Origin of the sequence: Dyella sedimenti, from assembly GCF_022760995.1 — a bacterium.
Taxonomy (GTDB): Bacteria; Pseudomonadota; Gammaproteobacteria; order Xanthomonadales; family Rhodanobacteraceae; genus Dyella; species Dyella sedimenti.
The window spans coordinates 18,683-35,404 of sequence record NZ_JAKWJO010000006.1 but is presented as its reverse complement, the minus strand read 5'-3'; the positions used below and the strand labels follow the sequence as shown (position 1 = coordinate 35,404).

At 70.6% G+C, this 16,722-nt stretch carries 16 protein-coding genes; 8 read left to right on the top strand and 8 right to left on the bottom strand.

Annotation, left to right across the window (positions count from 1 at the left end):
- Positions 1 to 2: 2 nt before the first annotated feature.
- Together MJ605_RS13305 and MJ605_RS13300 are read right to left on the bottom strand one after the other, a co-directional pair.
- On the bottom strand, positions 3 to 725 hold the full coding sequence (locus MJ605_RS13305) for a ComF family protein (protein ID WP_243042021.1): 723 nt from the start codon (positions 723 to 725) through the stop codon (positions 3 to 5).
- A gap of 17 nt (positions 726 to 742) precedes the next feature.
- Positions 743 to 949: a hypothetical protein gene (locus tag MJ605_RS13300; RefSeq protein ID WP_243042020.1), complete on the bottom strand. Its 207-nt coding sequence runs from the start codon at positions 947 to 949 to the stop codon at positions 743 to 745.
- A gap of 145 nt (positions 950 to 1,094) precedes the next feature.
- Between MJ605_RS13300 and bioB the strand changes: the two genes are divergently transcribed.
- The 5 genes from bioB to bioC all read left to right on the top strand — a co-directional run bounded on the left by bioB (position 1,095) and on the right by bioC (position 5,823).
- Positions 1,095 to 2,099 carry a biotin synthase BioB gene (gene bioB, locus MJ605_RS13295; protein ID WP_243042019.1) on the top strand — a complete coding sequence of 335 codons (1,005 nt, stop codon included), beginning with the start codon at positions 1,095 to 1,097 and terminating at the stop codon, positions 2,097 to 2,099.
- A gap of 112 nt (positions 2,100 to 2,211) precedes the next feature.
- A complete protein-coding gene (gene bioF / locus MJ605_RS13290; protein ID WP_243042018.1) occupies positions 2,212 to 3,390 on the top strand; it encodes an 8-amino-7-oxononanoate synthase in 1,179 nt (392 codons plus the stop codon).
- Between the two features lie 26 nt (positions 3,391 to 3,416).
- Positions 3,417 to 4,175, top strand: coding sequence for a sulfurtransferase (locus MJ605_RS13285; protein WP_243042017.1), 759 nt, complete (start codon positions 3,417 to 3,419; stop codon positions 4,173 to 4,175).
- The gene (gene bioH / locus MJ605_RS13280; protein WP_243042016.1) at positions 4,172 to 4,942 is read left to right on the top strand and encodes a pimeloyl-ACP methyl ester esterase BioH; all 771 of its coding nucleotides are present in this window, start codon (positions 4,172 to 4,174) and stop codon (positions 4,940 to 4,942) included. Before MJ605_RS13285 ends, bioH begins: the two co-directional genes overlap by 4 nt.
- Complete coding sequence (bioC, locus tag MJ605_RS13275; RefSeq protein WP_243042015.1) at positions 4,939 to 5,823, top strand: malonyl-ACP O-methyltransferase BioC; 885 nt, start codon at positions 4,939 to 4,941, stop codon at positions 5,821 to 5,823. Before bioH ends, bioC begins: the two co-directional genes overlap by 4 nt.
- A gap of 9 nt (positions 5,824 to 5,832) precedes the next feature.
- Here the strand turns inward: bioC and rhtA are convergent, their stop codons facing one another.
- The 5 genes from rhtA to MJ605_RS13250 form a co-directional block, all read right to left on the bottom strand.
- The gene (rhtA, locus tag MJ605_RS13270) at positions 5,833 to 6,717 is read right to left on the bottom strand and encodes a threonine/homoserine exporter RhtA (RefSeq protein ID WP_243042246.1); all 885 of its coding nucleotides are present in this window, start codon (positions 6,715 to 6,717) and stop codon (positions 5,833 to 5,835) included.
- Positions 6,718 to 6,829: 112 nt separating this feature from the next.
- Positions 6,830 to 7,405 (bottom strand): DNA-3-methyladenine glycosylase I, encoded by a 576-nt coding sequence (locus MJ605_RS13265; RefSeq protein WP_243042014.1) that lies wholly within the window; start codon positions 7,403 to 7,405, stop codon positions 6,830 to 6,832.
- A 12-nt stretch (positions 7,406 to 7,417) separates the two neighbouring features.
- Positions 7,418 to 7,771: a hypothetical protein gene (locus tag MJ605_RS13260; RefSeq protein ID WP_243042013.1), complete on the bottom strand. Its 354-nt coding sequence runs from the start codon at positions 7,769 to 7,771 to the stop codon at positions 7,418 to 7,420.
- Between the two features lie 274 nt (positions 7,772 to 8,045).
- On the bottom strand, positions 8,046 to 8,999 hold the full coding sequence (locus tag MJ605_RS13255) for a pyridoxal-phosphate dependent enzyme (RefSeq protein ID WP_243042012.1): 954 nt from the start codon (positions 8,997 to 8,999) through the stop codon (positions 8,046 to 8,048).
- Positions 8,996 to 10,000 (bottom strand): aldose 1-epimerase, encoded by a 1,005-nt coding sequence (locus MJ605_RS13250; RefSeq protein WP_243042011.1) that lies wholly within the window; start codon positions 9,998 to 10,000, stop codon positions 8,996 to 8,998. Before MJ605_RS13250 ends, MJ605_RS13255 begins: the two co-directional genes overlap by 4 nt.
- 66 nt (positions 10,001 to 10,066) lie before the next feature.
- Between MJ605_RS13250 and pepN the strand changes: the two genes are divergently transcribed.
- On the top strand, positions 10,067 to 12,721 hold the full coding sequence (gene pepN, locus MJ605_RS13245) for an aminopeptidase N (RefSeq protein ID WP_243042010.1): 2,655 nt from the start codon (positions 10,067 to 10,069) through the stop codon (positions 12,719 to 12,721).
- A 136-nt stretch (positions 12,722 to 12,857) separates the two neighbouring features.
- Here pepN and MJ605_RS13240 read toward each other — a convergent pair whose 3' ends face one another.
- Positions 12,858 to 13,043, bottom strand: coding sequence for a hypothetical protein (locus MJ605_RS13240; protein WP_243042009.1), 186 nt, complete (start codon positions 13,041 to 13,043; stop codon positions 12,858 to 12,860).
- Between the two features lie 611 nt (positions 13,044 to 13,654).
- Between MJ605_RS13240 and mnmG the strand changes: the two genes are divergently transcribed.
- On the top strand, positions 13,655 to 15,529 hold the full coding sequence (mnmG, locus tag MJ605_RS13235; protein ID WP_243042008.1) for a tRNA uridine-5-carboxymethylaminomethyl(34) synthesis enzyme MnmG: 1,875 nt from the start codon (positions 13,655 to 13,657) through the stop codon (positions 15,527 to 15,529).
- 166 nt (positions 15,530 to 15,695) lie between these two features.
- Positions 15,696 to 16,457, top strand: coding sequence for an RDD family protein (locus tag MJ605_RS13230; RefSeq protein WP_243042007.1), 762 nt, complete (start codon positions 15,696 to 15,698; stop codon positions 16,455 to 16,457).
- Positions 16,458 to 16,722: the final 265 nt, after the last annotated feature.

The window sequence follows — 16,722 nt, the reverse complement described above, 5'->3', positions numbered from 1 at the left end:
GCCTAGGCGCCCGCCTGCGGCGCGCGCGCCAGCGCCCACACATCGATGCGCCGCACGCCCGCGCGCCGCAGGATGCGTGCGGCCTCGGCCAGGGTGGCCCCGGTGGTCATCACGTCGTCCAGCAGCGCCACGTGGGCCGGCCAGGAGAACCCGGCACGGGCGAGGAAGGCGCCGCGCACATTGCGGCGGCGCTCGATGGCGCCCAGCTCGGTCTGCGCGGCGGTCGCACGGGCGCGCAGGAGCAGGTCGTGGCGCAGCGGCACCTGCCAGCGGCGCGCCAATGGCCGGGCCAGTTCCAGCGCTTGGTTGTAGCCGCGCTGGCGCAGGCGCGAGCGGTGCAGCGGCACCGGCACCACCAGCTGCGGCAAACCGGGCGGCGGGGGTTCGCGCAGCCAGCACTCGGCCAGCACCCGTCCCGCGGCCAGGTCCGAGCCGAACTTGAAGCGCGATTCCAGCCGGTCCAGCGGCCAGCCGTAGCGGAACGGCACCCACGCCGCCTCCCATGGCGGGGGCCTGCGCAGGCACTGGCCGCACAAGGTGGCCGGCTGGGGCAGCGGCAGCGCGCAGCGGGCACAGCAGCAGCGGTTGCGCGGCCACTCGGCGGCGCAATCGCGGCACAGGTCCAGCCCCTCGTCGCCGGGCGACCCGCACAGCAGGCAGCGCGGCGGCAGCAGGAAGCGCCGCCATGTCCCGGCAATCGCCCGCAAGCCGTTCCGCGCCTCCATGCGCCCGGGACTCCCGCCTATTCCGGCCGCTTGTAGATCGCCGCGTCGAGGCAGGACCACAAATGGATGATCCAGCCCATGCGGATGATCCACAGCACGCCGGCCAGGGCGATCATCACCAGCGCGATCCAAGGACGGCGCTGCAGCAGCTGTCCCAGTCCGGGGACGAGCAGACTGCCGATCGCTGCGGGCACCCGGCCGATGCCCTCCTGTCCTGCACTCATGCCAAGAGCCTCCCGAGGCGTGGATAGCCTGATGGTAGCGGCAGCCATACGACAGCGCATCGTCAACCCTAATACAAATGGTCAAGTTGACAAGAAGAAGGGCGCTGCCACACTGTCGCGTTTCCCCATACCAAGAGCCGACGCCATGGCCGCATCGATCCGCCACGACTGGACCCGCGCCGAAGTCGCCGCGTTGTTCGCCCTGCCGTTCAACGAGTTGCTGCATCGCGCGCACTCGGTGCACCGCGAGCACCACGATCCCAACGCGGTGCAGGTGTCCACCCTGCTCTCCATCAAGACCGGCGGCTGCCCGGAGGACTGCGCCTACTGCCCGCAGGCCGCACGCTACGACACCGGCGTGCAGGCGCAGAAGCTGATGAGCGTGGAGGCCGTGGTGGCCCGTGCCCAGGCGGCCAAGGACGCCGGCGCCTCGCGCTTCTGCATGGGCGCCGCCTGGCGCAGCCCGAAGGACCGCGACGTGGCGAAGGTGGCCGAGATCGTGGCCGCGGTGAAGGGCCTGGGCCTGGAGACCTGCGCCACCCTGGGCATGCTCGACGGCGACCAGGCCGCCACCCTCAAGCAGGCGGGCCTGGACTACTACAACCACAACCTGGACACCGCGCCGGAGTTCTACGGCGAGATCATCCATACCCGCCAGTACCAGGACCGCCTGGACACGCTGGACCACGTGCGCGAGGCGGGCCTCAAGACCTGCTGCGGCGGCATCGTGGGCATGGGCGAGACGCGCGAGCAGCGCGCCGGCCTGCTGCAGACCCTGGCCAACCTGCCCGAGCATCCCGAGTCGGTGCCGATCAACCAACTGGTGCAGGTGGAAGGCACGCCGCTCAGCGGCACCGAGGCGCTGGACCCGTTCGAGTTCGTGCGCACCATCGCCGTCGCCCGCCTGCTGATGCCCACCTCGATGGTGCGCCTCTCCGCCGGCCGCCAGCAGATGGACGACGCGGTGCAGGCGCTGTGCTTCTTCGCCGGCGCCAATTCAATCTTCTACGGCGAGAAGCTGCTGACCACCGGCAACCCCGACGTCGAGCACGACCGCCAGCTGTTCCGGCGCCTGGACCTGCACCCGCTGGAGGTAGTGGAAACCTCCGGCACGGTGCACGCGGACATCCTGCAGCACTGCGCCGCCTGACGCCGCCATACGCCCATGTGGGAGCGCACCCTGTGCGCGACTTGCGGCGAGGGCGCCCCGCTTCGCCCGCCGTCGCGCACAGGGTGCGCTCCCACAGACAAGCCGTCGCCCCATGACCCCGCGTCCCGACCTGCTCGCCCGCCTCGCCTCGCACACGCAACAGCGCGCGCAGGCCGGGCTGCGGCGACAGCTACATGCGATCGAGCGCGCCGACGGCGTGTGGATCGAGCGCGAGGGACGCCGTCTGCTGTCCTTCTGCAGCAACGACTACCTGGGCCTGGCCCAGCATCCCGCGCTGGTCGCCGCGCTCAAGCGCGCCGCTGACGAGGATGGCGTCGGCAGCGGCTCGGCGCACCTCATCGCCGGCCATCGCGCCGCGCATGCCGTGCTGGAGGAGGCGCTGGCCGAGTGGACCGGCCGCGAGCGCGCCCTGCTGTTCTCCACCGGCTACATGGCCAACCTCGGCACGATGCAGGCGCTGCTGCGGCGAGGCGACCTGTGTGTGCAGGACAAGCTCAACCACGCCTGCCTGCTCGACGGCGCGCAACTGGCCGGCGCCACGCTCAGGCGCTACCCGCATGCCGACGTCGAGGGCGCGGCGCGCCAGTTCGTTGGCGAAGCCGCCGCGCTGCTCGCCACCGATGGCGTGTTCAGCATGGATGGCGATATCGCGCCGCTGCATGAACTGTCCGCGCTGTGCCGGCGCGAAGGCGCCGCCCTGATGGTAGACGACGCCCACGGCCTGGGCGTGCTGGGCGCGCGCGGCGAAGGCAGCGTGGCGGCGGCGGGCCTGGGCCAGGACGAGGTGCCCGTGCTGATGGCCACGCTGGGCAAGGCGCTGGGTGGCTGCGGCGCCTTCGTGGCCGGCTCCGCCGAACTGGTCGACGGGCTGGTGCAATCGGCCCGCACCTACATCTATACGACCGCCATGCCGCCCGCGCTGGCCGCCGCCACGCTGGCGGCGGTGCGGCTGGCGCAGGCGGAAGGCTGGCGCCGCGACCGGCTGCGGATCCTGATCGACCGCTTCCGCCACGGCGCGGCCCAGCTCGGCCTGCCGCTGATGCCCTCGCCCACCGCCATCCAGCCCCTGCTGCTGGGCGACACGCAGGCCGCGCTGGACGCCGCCGGCGCGCTGGAACGGCAGGGCTTCCTGGTCACCGCGATCCGCCCGCCCACGGTGCCGCAAGGCAAGGCGCGGCTGCGCATCACGCTATCGGCGATCCATGAGGAGGCCGACGTGGACCGCCTGCTGGAGGCGCTGTCCCGGAGCCTGGCGGGGCGCCCCGTATAATGGCGGCCCGCCGTATCCCTCCCGCCATGTCCATCATCAACCTTTCCGCCTACCGCTTCGTCGGCCTGGACGACCTGCCGGCGCTACGCGAGCGCATCCGCGAACGCTGCGAGACGCTGGCGCTCAAGGGCACCATCCTGCTCGCGCCCGAGGGCATCAACCTGTTCCTGGCCGGCCCGCGCGAACCCGTCGACGCCTTCATGGACTGGCTGCGCGAGGACCCGCGCTTCGCCGGGCTGGAGCCGAAGGTATCGGTGTCCGACGCGGTGCCGTTCGGGCGCCTGCGCGTGCGCCTGAAGAAGGAGATCATCACCATGCGGATGCCGGCGATCCGCCCGGAAGGCGCCCGCGCGCCCTCGGTGGCGCCGCGCACGCTGCACCGCTGGCTGGCCCAGGGCCGCGACGACGAAGGCCGTGAGATCGTGCTGCTGGATACGCGCAACGACTACGAGACCGACGTCGGCCGGTTCGAGCATGCGGTGGACTACCGCCTCGCCAGCTTCACCGGCTTTCCCGCCGCCATCGCCGCCGACTGCGCACGCTACGAAGGCAAGACCGTGGTGTCGTACTGCACGGGCGGCATCCGCTGCGAGAAGGCCGCCTTGCACATGCAGGACCTCGGCATCGAGCGCGTGTACCAGCTGGAAGGCGGCATCCTGAAATACTTCGAGGACACCGATGGCGCGCACTGGCGCGGCGAGTGCTTCGTGTTCGACCAGCGCGGCGCGCTGGACACGCAACTCGCGCCCGCCGCACCGCTCCCCAGCGGGGAAACGGTACGGTGAGCCTGCATATCGAAGTCCACGGCCGTGGCGAGATCCCCGTGGTGATCCTGCACGGCTGGGCCATGCATGGCGGCATGATGGAGCCGCTGTGCGAGGCACTGGCCGAGCGCTGCCTGGTGCATCTGGTCGACCTGCCGGGCCACGGCTACTCACGCGACAGCACGTTGCCGCTGGAACCCTCGGCCTGCGCGCAGGCCATCGCCGAGCGCACGCCGCCGGCGATCTGGATCGGCTGGTCGCTGGGCGGCCTGGTCGCCATGACCGCCGCGCTGGAACACCCGCACCACGCGCGCGGGCTGGGCGTGATCTGCGGCACGCCCAAATTCTCGCGCGACGAGGATTGGCCCTACGGCAGCGATCCGAAGCTGGTGCGCCAACTCGCCGACGACCTGGAAACCGGCTACCACGCCACGCTGGAACGCTTCATCGCGCTGGAGGCGATGGGCAGCCCCGACCCGCGCGCCGAACTGCGCCACCTGCGCAGCCTGATGTTCACCCGTGGCGAGCCGGACCTGCGCGTGCTGCAGGAAGGCATCCGCATCCTGGAAACCACCGACCGCCGCGCCGACCTCGCCTCGCTCGCCGTGCCCAGTGCCTGGATCGCCGGCCACCGCGACCGCCTGGTGCCGCCGCCGGCGATGGCGTGGTCCGCCGGACAGGCGCGCGGCCGCTACGTGGAAATCGCCCACGCGGGCCACGCGCCGTTCTTCGGCTACGCCAACGACGTGGCGGCCGCGCTCGCGCCGCTGCTGGACAGCTTCGCATGACCTCCTCGCACTTCGACCGGCGCCAGGTGCGCCGCAACTTCGGCCGCGCCGCCGCCACCTACGAGCAGCACGACGCCCTGCAGCGCGAGGTGCAGGGCCTGCTGCTCGACCGCCTGGGCTTCTACCTGGAAACGCCCGAACGCGTGATCGACGTCGGCGCCGGCACCGGCCGCGGCACCGCCCTGCTGCGCAAGCGCTACCCGAAGGCGCAGCTGCTGGCGATGGATCTGGCCCTGCCGATGCTGCGCGCGGCCAGGAAACACGCCGGCTGGCTGAAGCCGTTCCAGCGCGTGTGCGCCGAGGCCACCACGCTGCCGCTGCCCGACCACAGCGTGGACGTGCTGCATTCCAACCTGTGCTTCCAGTGGATCGACGACCTGCCCGCGCTGTTCGGCGAATGCGTGCGCGTGCTCCGGCCCGGCGGCCTGCTGGTGTTTTCCACCTTCGGTCCCGACACACTGAAGGAACTGCGCGCCGCCTGGGCCGAGGCCGACCAGCGGCCGCACGTCAGCCGCTTCCTGGACATGCACGACCTGGGCGACGCGATGATCAACGCGGGCCTGCGCGACCCCGTGCTCGACGTGGACCGCTACACCCTCACCTACAGCGAGCCGCGCCTGCTGCTGAAGGAACTGCAGGGCCTGGGCGCCACCAACGCCGACCGCGAGCGCGAGCGCCATCTGCTGGGCAAGCAGCACTACCGGCGCATGCTGGCCGCCTACGAAACGATGCGCGTGGACGGCCGCATTCCCGCCACCTGGGAAGTGGTCACCGCGCACGCCTGGGGTCCACCGCCGGGACAATCGCGGCGCCTGGCCGGCGGCGGCGAGATCGCCAGCTTCTCGCTCGACAGCCTGCGCGGCTCGCGGCGGCCGCGCTGAGGCGTCGGCTCAACCGATCTGCGGTTCGGCCAGCGCGGGCCGCCGCACGCTCAGCGCAGTACCCGCCGACGCCGCGATGATGGCCAGGATCGCCAACCATTGCAGCGTTTCCAGGCGCTCGCCCAGGAACATCGCGCCGGCCACGGCGGCGATGGCCGGCTCGATGCTCAGCAAGGTGCTGAAGGTACGCGCCGGCATGCGCACCAGCGCGATCATCTCCAGCGAATAGGGCAAGGCGGAGCTGAGCACCGCCACGCCCAGCGCGAACGGCAACAGCGCCGGCGAGAACAACGCCGTGCCGGCATGCGCCAGCCCGGCGGGAATGGCCAGCAGGGCCGCGATCGAGGTGCCGAGCGTCACCGCGTCGCCGCCGTGGCTCGCGCCCGCCTTCTGGCCCAGCACGATATACAGCACCCAGCCCACGCCGGCGCCCAGCGCATAGGCCACGCCGACGGGATCGAGCACGCCCAGCCGGCCGCGCAGCGGCAACAACAGCAGCAGTCCCGCGACCACCAGCGCGATCCACAGCACGTCCAGCGCCCGGCGCGAACTGAACAGCGCCAGCGTCAACGGCCCGATGAATTCCAGCGCCACCGCGATGCCGAGCGGGATGGTGCGCAGCGCCAGGTAGAACATCAGGTTCATCGCGCCCATCGACAGGCCATAGCCCCACAGCGCGCGACGGCCGGCACGGCCGCGCGGCGAGCGCCAGGGACGCCGCAACAGCAGCAGGATCAGCGCGCCCAGGCCCAGCCGGTAAGCCGTCGCGCCCTGTGCGCCGACCAGGGGAAACAGGTGCTTGGCCAGCGCCGCGCCGCACTGGTAGGACACCATGGCGACCAGCAGCGCGGCGATCGCCAGCAGCATGGGGGCAAGGGAGGCGCGATTAGGCATGGCGATGGGGGCAGGGACGGGGATGCGCCCCATGATGCCTCGCGTCTCGCCGCAAACCCACCCTCCCCTTCCTTGGCAGGAACGCCTGTAGGAGCGCACCCAGTGCGCGACCCTAGACCTGCCTGTAGCGAAAGCAATCCACCACATGGTCGTTGACCATGCCGGTGGCCTGCATGAAGGCGTAGCAGATGGTGGTGCCGACGAAGCGGAAGCCGCGCTTCTTTAGGTCCTTGCTCATGCGGTCGGAGACGGGCGTGCTCGCCGGCACGTCGCCCTGCCCGGTCCAGCGGTTGCGGATCGGCTTGCCGTCCACGAAGGACCACAGGTAGCGATCCAGGCTGCCCAATTCATCGATCACCTTGAGCGACGCCACCGCGTTGTCGCGCGTGGCATACACCTTGAGCCGGTTGCGCACGATGCCGGGATCGAGCAGCGCCTTTTCCAGCTCGCGGTCCTTCATCGCGGCCACGCGGGCGATGTCGAAACCGTGGAACACGCGGCGGTAGTGCTCGCGCTTGAGCAGGATGGTGCGCCACGACAACCCCGCCTGCGCGCCTTCCAGGCACAGGAACTCGAACAGCAGGCGGTCGTCGTGCAGCGGCGCGCCCCATTCGGTGTCGTGGTAATCGTGCATGTCAGGGCTATCGCCCCAGGAACAGCGCCGCGTTTCCGCCGCCTTGGTTGCCATCACCACTCCTTGTCAGGCGGCCGGCCTGCCGCCGCGTCCGCCGAGAAAACCGATCGCCGCGCCGGCCACCGCCGCCAGCACGCCCAGCCATAGCCAGAACGAGAACACCAGGGTCGGCAACCACGCCAGGCCGAGCAGGAGCAGTACCGCCGCGACCGCGAACAGCCAGCCGCGCGCCGGCCGCCGCAACAGCAGGCCGAGGCTGGCCACCAGCAGGCACAGCGCGCCGATGACGGTGGGCGCGGACTGCGCCACCGAGACTTCGCCGGCCTGCACCAGACGCACCAGCACCGGGAAGCGGAACAGCATGCCGACGTAGGCGGCCAGGCCGATGCAGGCCACCGGTGCGTTCCATGGTTTCGACATGGCCATGCCCATTCCCTCGCAGGTTGCCGCTCGTGACGCTATCCCAGCGCTGCGCGCGGGACAAGGCCGACGCCCCCACCCTCCACTCACTGTGGGAGCGCACCCTGTGCGCGACCGCCTTGCGCCTCGGTTCCCACGCTCGTCGTCCCGACGCACCCCACAAAAGGGGGCGATGGACTGAGGACTTAAAACCGGCGACGCCGCTGCGCTTTGGCTCTCCCGCCGGGAGAGGGCTGGGGAGAGGGTCCGGCTCGGCGAAAGCGCTGAATCTCCCTCACCACGGCAACGCATCCAGATCCACATTGCCACCGCTGAGGATCAACCCCACGCGGCGCCCCTGGTAACGCTCCGGACGCTTGAGCACCGCCGCCAGCACGGTGGCGCTGGAGGTTTCCACCACGATCTTCAGTTCGTTCCACAACAGCTTCATCGCGGCAATGACTTCCTCGTCGCTTACCGTGACTACCTCGACGCGGTGCATGCGCAACGCCTCGAAGTTGCTCTCGCCGATCAGCGTGCGCAGGCCGTCGCAGATCGTGTCGGGCACGAACGGTCCCACGCGGTGGCCCAGCGCCAGCGAGCGGGCGGCATCGTCGGCGCCCATGGGCTCGGCGCCGTGCACGTCGATGTGCGGCGCCATGCCATGCACGGCGATGGCGGTGCCTGCATTGAGGCCGCCGCCGCCGACCGGGGTGATCACCGCGTCGAGGCCGGCGGCCTGCTGCAGCAGTTCCAGCGAGGCGGTGCCCTGGCCGGCCATCACGCGCGTATCGGCATAGGGATGCACCAGCTCGGCGCCGGTGGCGGCGCGCACCTCCTCGGCCTTGGCCTCGCGCGCCGCCTGCGTGGCTTCGCAGCGGTGCAGGATGGCGCCGGCGCGCTCGATCGCCTCCAGCTTGGTGCGCACCGCGCCCTCGGGCACGATCACGTGCGCGGGAATGCCGCGCGTGGCCGCCGCCAGCGCCAGGGCGTTGCCGTGGTTGCCGGAGGAATGCGTGACCACGCCGCGCGCGGCAACCGCATCGTCCAGCGACCACACCGCGTTGCAGGCGCCGCGGAACTTGAACGCGCCGCCGCGTTGCAGGTTCTCGCACTTGAAATGCAGGTCCGCGCCGGACAAGGCGTTCAAGGCCGCGCTGCGCAGCACCGGCGTGACCACCGCATACGGCGTGATGCGCGCGGCCGCCTCCCGCACTTGCGCAAAGGTAGGCAGGGCTGCGCGACTCATGGGCCTTCGATCTCCACGCCGCAGGTGAAGCGCCGCTCGGCGCCGGGCGCGAGCCGGATGGCCTCGGCGCAATCGGGCCGGTTGAAGGCATCGGCCCAGCTCTCCATCGGCTCCAGCGCCACCGCACGTCGCACGTCGCGCGTCACGGTGTCGGCGGTGAACGCGAGCATCACGCCGGCGGTCTGCCACACGGCGATGGCGAGTTCGCTGCCGGCCTCGCGCAGGCGCGTGCGGGCGCGGCCATCGGTGTCGTAGCGCAGGTCGGCGAAGGCGTGGTTGAGTTCGCGCGGACCGATCGGCTGCCACTGGCGGAAATCCAGCTCGGGCGCATGCGCCAGCGGCAGCTTCGCGGCGTCGCCGGGCAACGGGATGAAGTCGCTGTCCGTGCGCACCACGCTGTCGGCCGGAATCTGCAATTCCCAGCCGTCGATGGGCGTTTCCGACAGGCGGAAATAGGGATGCCAGCCGAAGAAGCACGGCGCGGCCTGCTCGCCCACGTTGCGCATGATCGCCTCGAGGGTGAGGCCGGTGGCGTCGAGCGCGTAGGCGATCTCGAGGTCGATGGCGAACGGATAGCCCGGATGGACGCCGGGGCGGATGGCCTGCGTGGCGAACACCGCGCGTGCCGCGTGCGCATCGGCCGACAGCCCGGCCAGCTCGAAATCCACGCCGCGCACGAAGCCGTGGCGGGCGGCGCGCGCGGCGCCTTCCACGCCCGGCTGCAGGTCGTAGGGTTCGCCCTCGAACAGGTAGCGCGCATCGGCGATGCGGTTGGCGAACGGCACCATGATGGCGAAGCGCGAACTGGGCCGGCTATCCAGCTCGCCGGCGTCGCGGTAGCCGTCGGCAATGTCGCGTACGCCCTGCCCGGTGGGCAGCTCGAAGCTCAGCACGGTGGCGCCGCGCCGGGCGATGCGCACGCGCCGGCCCCGGACCGTGTCGGTCAATACGGCGATGTCATGGCGGCCCAGCTGGCCGCGTTCCGCAAGATACTCCGCCATCGACTTGTCCTGCCTGGAAAGGCCCGCATGTTAGCCTGATCGGTCCCACCCACCCCAGCCGTGCCCATGACGACCCGCAGCGACGCCTCTTCCCCCCTGATCCGCCTCGACGACTACCGCGCCCCGGCCTGGCGTGTCGCCAAGGTGGAACTGGCCTTCGACCTGGATATCGATGCCGCCGAGGTGAGCGCACGCCTGCACCTGCACGCCCCCACGGACGACCAGCCGCTGCGCCTGGACGGCGAAAACCTGGAACTGCTCGCCATCGCGCTGGACGGCCAGCCCCTGCCCGAAGGCCGCTGGCGCTACGCGGACGGCGTGCTGGAAGTCGATGGCGCCCGCGACGGCAGCGTGCTGGAGACACGCGTGCGGGTGAAGCCCGCGGCCAATACCGCGCTGGAGGGCCTGTACCTGTCCGGCCCGCGCGAAAGCGGCTTCCTGCTGACCCAGTGCGAGGCCGAGGGCTTCCGCCACATCACCTTCTTCCCCGACCGTCCCGACGTGCTGGCCAGCTACACGGTCACCCTGCGCGCGGACCGCGAGCGCTTCCCGGTATTGCTGGCCGGCGGCGATCCCGACGGCCACGGCGAGCTGGAGGGCGGCCGCCACTGGGCCCGCTTCGTCGATCCGCATCCCAAGCCCAGCTACCTGTTCGCCCTGGTCGCCGGCCGCCTGCAGAAGATCGAGCGCGACTACGTGACGGGCAGCGGCCGCGCGGTGAAGCTGGTGATCTGGGCCGAGGCCGACGCCATCGACCGCTGCGGCTACGCCATGGACGCGCTCGAGCGCGCCATGCGCTGGGACGAGCAGGCCTATGGCCGCGAATACGACCTCGGCGTGTTCCATGTCGTGGCCACCCATGACTTCAACATGGGCGCGATGGAGAACAAGGGCCTGAACATCTTCAACGCCAAGTACCTGCTCGCCGATCCCGACTCCAGCACCGACGAGGAATACCGCGCGGTGGAGGCGGTGGTGGCGCACGAGTACTTCCACAACTGGAGCGGTAACCGCGTGACCTGCCGCGACTGGTTCCAGCTGTCGCTGAAGGAAGGGCTCACCGTGTTCCGCGAGCAGCAGTTCTCCGCCGACATGAACTCGCCCGCGCTCAAGCGCATCGAGGACGTGGCCCTGCTGCGCCGCGCCCAGTTCCCGGAGGACGCCGGCCCGCTGGCCCATCCGGTGCGCCCCGCGCAGTACAGCGAGATCAACAATTTCTACACCGCCACCGTGTACGAGAAGGGCGCGGAGCTGGTGCGCATGATCGCCGGGCATCTCGGCCGCGAGGGCTTCCGCCGCGGCATGGACCGGTACTTCGAGCGCCATGATGGCCATGCCGCCACGCTGGAGGATTTCCTCGGCGCCCTGGGCGAGGCCAACGGCATCGACCTGGCGCCCTACCTCGCCTGGTACGCCCAGGCCGGCACGCCGCGCCTGGCCGCGCGCGGCCACTACGACGCCGCGCGCCGTACCTACACGCTCACCCTCGCCCAGCACACCGCGCCGACGCCCGGCCAGCCGGACAAGCGGCCGCTGCCCATTCCGGTGAAGCTGGCCCTGTTCGACCGCGCGGGCCATCGCCTGCCGCTGCGCGTGGCCGGCGACGCCGCGCCGGAGGCCGGCGCCACCGAGCGCGTGGTGGTGCTGGACCGCGCCGAGCAGTCCTTCGTGTTCGAGGACGTGCCCGGCGTGCCCGTGCCCTCGCTGCTGCGCGGCTTCTCCGCGCCGGTGATCCTGGAATGCGACTACGCGCCGGACGAGCTGGCCTTGCTGCTGCGCCACGACGCCGACGGCTTCAACCGCTGGGAGGCCGGCCAGCAGCTGGCCGCACGCGCCTACGACAACCTGCGCGACGGCGTCGGCACCGAGGCGCTGGATGCCTGGTGCGATGCGCTGGAAGCCCTGTTCAACGACACCGCGCTGGACGAGGCTCTGCTCGCCGACCTGCTGACGCCGCCCGGCGAGATCGAGCTGGCCGAGCGCGAGCGCCAGGTCGATCCCTCCCACGTGCACGCCTTGCGCCAGCAGTTGCAGGAACATCTGGCCCTGCGCATCGGCCGCGAATCGCTGCAACAGCGCTACGAGGCGCTGGCCGCGCATACCAGCCTTGCGCTCGATGCCGCCGCCCAGGCGCAGCGCCGGCTCAAGCGCCGGGTGCTGGAACTGATCGCGCGGATCGATCCCTGGGGCGCGCACCAGCTGGCCATCCTGCAATACGACAACGCCCCCGGCATGACCGACCGCCTCGCCGCGCTCGGCGTGCTGGTGCGCGGCAACGCGCCCCAGGCGCGCGCCGCGCTGCTGCATTTCCGCGAACGCTACGCGGACAACCCGCTGGCCATGGACAAGTGGTTCTCGGTGCAGACCCAGCTGCCGGGCGAGGTGGTGCTCGACCGCGTGCGCGAGCTGGAAAACGATCCCGCCTTCACCCTGAAGAACCCCAACCGCGTGAACGCGCTGTTCGGCGCCTGGGCACGCAACAACCCGGACGGCTTCCATCGCCCCGACGGCAGCGGCTACCAGTGGCTGGCCGAACGTCTGCGCCTGCTCGATGCGCTGAATCCGCAGGTGTCGGCACGGCTGGGCACGGCCTTCAACGGCTGGCAACGCCTCGAACCGGTACGCCGGGCGGCCGCGCGCGCGGCCATCGCCTCGCTGGCGGAATCATCCGGCCTGTCGCGCAACCTCGGCGAGATCGTGCAGAGCATGCTGCGCGGCTAGGCCGCGATCCACGCAAGAAAACGCCCGAGTGCGGCCCGTCACGGACGGGGCACCCGGGCGCAAGCCCGTTTCGGGGGGCATCGGATGAAAAAAGTGGACGTCTAGACGTCCACGGTCCGGCGCGGGCGCCGCTGGTTCACACGGCGAGCCGCTGCAGCTCGTCGCGCAGGCGGCTCATCCTCGACAGCAGCCGAGGGCGCATCGCCTGGCGCTCGTCCTCGCTGCGCTGTTCCAGGTATTCCATGGCCATCTCGACGCTGCCCAGTTCGATCAGCAGATCGTGGTGCGGGTAAACCGGCTGGAAATCGAAGTTGAATTCCATGACATGAGTCCCTCGATGCGTGCCCTTGGTCTGGCACGGATCAGGAAGCAACGCCCATGCCAGAAACGTGATCTACATCACATTGAAAGTGGATAGGCATCACGGATTGACGCTGCGCGTCAGCAGGTGCCGCGACTCGGCACAAACCGGCGTTTTAGTCACTTCACGTTCACGCGGAAGGCGTGAATATCCGCTCCGACGCGCAGCGAAAAACGTTGCGGCCAGTGACACTCATTCCCGGTTTCTGGCGCCCGGCAACACGGTCATCCTGGATTCCCCCTGTTCCTGAGACCGCCGGGCGCCAGATCTTATCCAGGGTCGGCACGGCCAACCCGCAAAAAACGACGGCGCCCCAAGGGGCGCCGTCTCGCTTCCTCTCCCGGCACACAACCGAACCCCTGTCGTTCGGTCTCGGCGCGCGTTATCGCTTCGCTTCTGCCCGTGGAAAGTGCGTGAAAACGGAAGCAGGAAGCATGCCAGCGGCCCGGCGGCGCGGATGGCGCTACCATAGGCGCCGTTTTTGGTCCATTCCTGCGCTTGCAGGACAGTTTTGTGCGCCGACCGCCCCCCTCGCGGCGGCTGGATGCGGCGTCCAGCGATCGAGATTCCACATGTTCCATCCCAGTTCCTACGACGTCATCGTGGTCGGCGGCGGCCATGCCGGTACCGAGGCCGCGCTCGCCTCGGCGCGCACCGGCGCGCGCACCCTGCTGCTCAGCCACAACATCGAGACGATCGGCCAGATGAGCTGCAACCCGGCCATCGGCGGCATCGGCAAGGGCCACCTGGTGAAGGAGATCGACGCCCTGGGCGGCGCCATGGCCCATGCCGCGGACCTCGCCGGCATCCAGTGGCGCACCCTGAACGCCTCCAAGGGCCCGGCCGTGCGCGCCACCCGCTGCCAGGCCGACCGCGCGCTGTACAAGGCCGCGATCCGCCGGATGGTGGAAACCCAGCCGAACCTGGAACTGTTCCAGCAGGCGGTGGACGACCTGATCCTGGAAGGCGGCCGCGTCACCGGCGTGGTCACCCAGATGGGCCTGGCCTTCCGCGCCCGCGCCGTGGTGCTGACCGCCGGCACCTTCCTCGCCGGCAAGATCCATATCGGTCCCGCGCAATACGCCGGCGGCCGTGCCGGCGATCCGCCGGCCAGCACACTGGCCCAGCGCCTGCGCGAACTGCCGGTGGCCGCCGACCGGCTGAAGACCGGCACGCCGCCGCGCATCGACCTGCGCAGCATCGACTTCAGTGGCCTGGAGGAACAGCCCGGCGACGATCCCGCCCCGGTGTTCTCCTACCTCGGCTCGCGCGCGGAGCATCCGCGCCAGGTCAGCTGCTGGATCACCCATACCAGCGAGGCGACCCACGAGCTGATCCGCGGCGCACTGGACCGCTCGCCGCTCTACAGCGGCCAGATCGAGGGCGTGGGCCCGCGCTACTGCCCCTCGATCGAGGACAAGGTGGTGCGCTTCGCCGACAAGAGCTCGCACCAGGTCTTCATCGAACCGGAAGGCCTGGACACCTTCGAGATCTATCCGAACGGCATCTCCACCTCGCTGCCCTACGACGTGCAGCTGGCCCTGGTGCGCTCGATCAAGGGTTTCGGGAACGCGCACATCACGCGGCCGGGCTATGCCATCGAGTACGACTACTTCGACCCGCGTGGCCTGCACCCGTGGCTGGAGACCAAGGCCGTCGGCGGGCTCTACTTCGCCGGCCAGATCAACGGCACCACCGGCTACGAGGAAGCCGGCGCGCAGGGCCTGGTCGCCGGCCTCAACGCCGCACTCGCCGTGAAGGGCGAGGCGCCCTGGTACCCGCGCCGCGACGAGGCCTACATCGGCGTGCTGATCGACGACCTCACCAGCAACGGCACCATCGAGCCCTACCGCATGTTCACCTCGCGGGCCGAATACCGCCTGCACCTGCGCGAGGACAACGCCGACCTGCGCCTCACCGAGGCCGGCCACCGCCTCGGCGTGGTGCCGCAGGCGCGCTACGACGCCCTGCGCGCCAAGCGCGACGCGGTGGAGCGCGAGACGCAGCGCCTGGGCGCGATCTGGGCCGCGCCCGCCAATGCGCTGGGCGCCCACGTCCAGCGCCGGCTGGGCATCACGCTCAGCCGCGAGACGAACGCGCTCGACCTGCTGCGCCGGCCGGAGCTGGACTACGCCGCCCTGGCCTCGGTCGAGGGCATCGGCCCCGCCGTGGACGACGCCGAGGTCGCGGCCCAGGTGGAAGTGCAGACCAAGTACGCCGGCTACCTGGAGCGCCAGCGCGAGGAGATCGAGCGCCAGCGCCGCCAGGAGCGTACGGCGATTCCCGGCGACTTCGACTACGACAAGGTGCGCGGGCTGTCCGCCGAGGTGCTGATGACGCTCAAGCGCGTGCAGCCGGAAACCATCGGCCAGGCCTCGCGCATCAGCGGCGTGACGCCGGCGGCGATCTCGCTGCTGCTGGTACACCTCAGGCGCACGGCGGCCTAGGGAATCCCCACCCGCAGGGGAGGTTTGGGAAGGGTCACTGGCCACGCGGACAACACGCCGGGGCAGCGGCGGACACCCGGTTCGGCCGCCACACTCCTGTCACGCAAGGCCGAAAGAACCCCTCCCATGGCATCATGCGCGACATCGACTCGTGGAGCATGCATGTATGGAAGTGTGGATCGGTCGCGACGGCGAGCGGCATGGCCCCTATAAGGAAGCGGACGTGCGCCAGTGGCTGCGCAGCGGCCAGGTGAGCCCCGACGACCTGGGCTGGCATGAAGGCATGGCCGACTGGCAGCCGCTTTCCGCCCTGTTCCCCGAGGAAGGGAGCCGCGCCGAGCCAGGCGTGCCGCCCCTGCCGGCGTCGGCGCCGCCGATCGACGCACCGGCCGTGCCCGACTATGCGAGCTTCTGGCAGCGCTTCGGCGCCTGGGTGATCGACCTGCTGGTGCTGCTGGTGCCTTCGCTGATCCTGTTCTATGCGCTCGGCGGCTTCACTGCCTACCAGCACATGATGGCGCAGCTCCAGTCCAATCCAGACATGGGCAAGGCGCTGGAGGACTACGCCCTCGCCACGCGCGGCGCCAACGTCGCCGTGACGGTGCTCGGCTTCCTGTACTACACGCTGTTCGAGGCGTCGAAGTGGCAGGGCACGCCGGGCAAGCTCGCCCTGCGCCTGCGCGTCACCGACCTGGACGGCCACGGTCTCACGCTCGGCCGCGCCGCCGGGCGCAACGTCGTGCGCCTGCTCAACCTGATTACCGGCCTGATTCCCTTCGTCTGCTACATCGCCGTGGCATGGACGCAGCGCAGGCAGGGACTGCACGACCTGGCCGCGCGCACGCTGGTGCTCAACGGCCGCGTCGCCGAGGCCAGCGCCGGCCCGCGCCAGCAGGGCAGCCGAGACAACGGCTCCTTCAGCGCCTGACGCTTTACCTCCGCGCTAGGTCGTAGGGATTATCCGAACCAGGACAGCGCCGTCGCACGGACGGCGCGTCCGTGCCGACGCCACACCGACACGCCGTTCACGGCCACGTTGCACTCGCGCGATGAGACGCGCGTGTCGCGCCATCGCCCGAGCGTGCCACGCGGAATAGACGTCGAGCCGTCCAAAGCCATCGTGCATGCTCTTCATGCGCGCAGGCATGGCGACGCTTATGACCTATGGCGGATGTGCGCGCGACCGGAGTGGC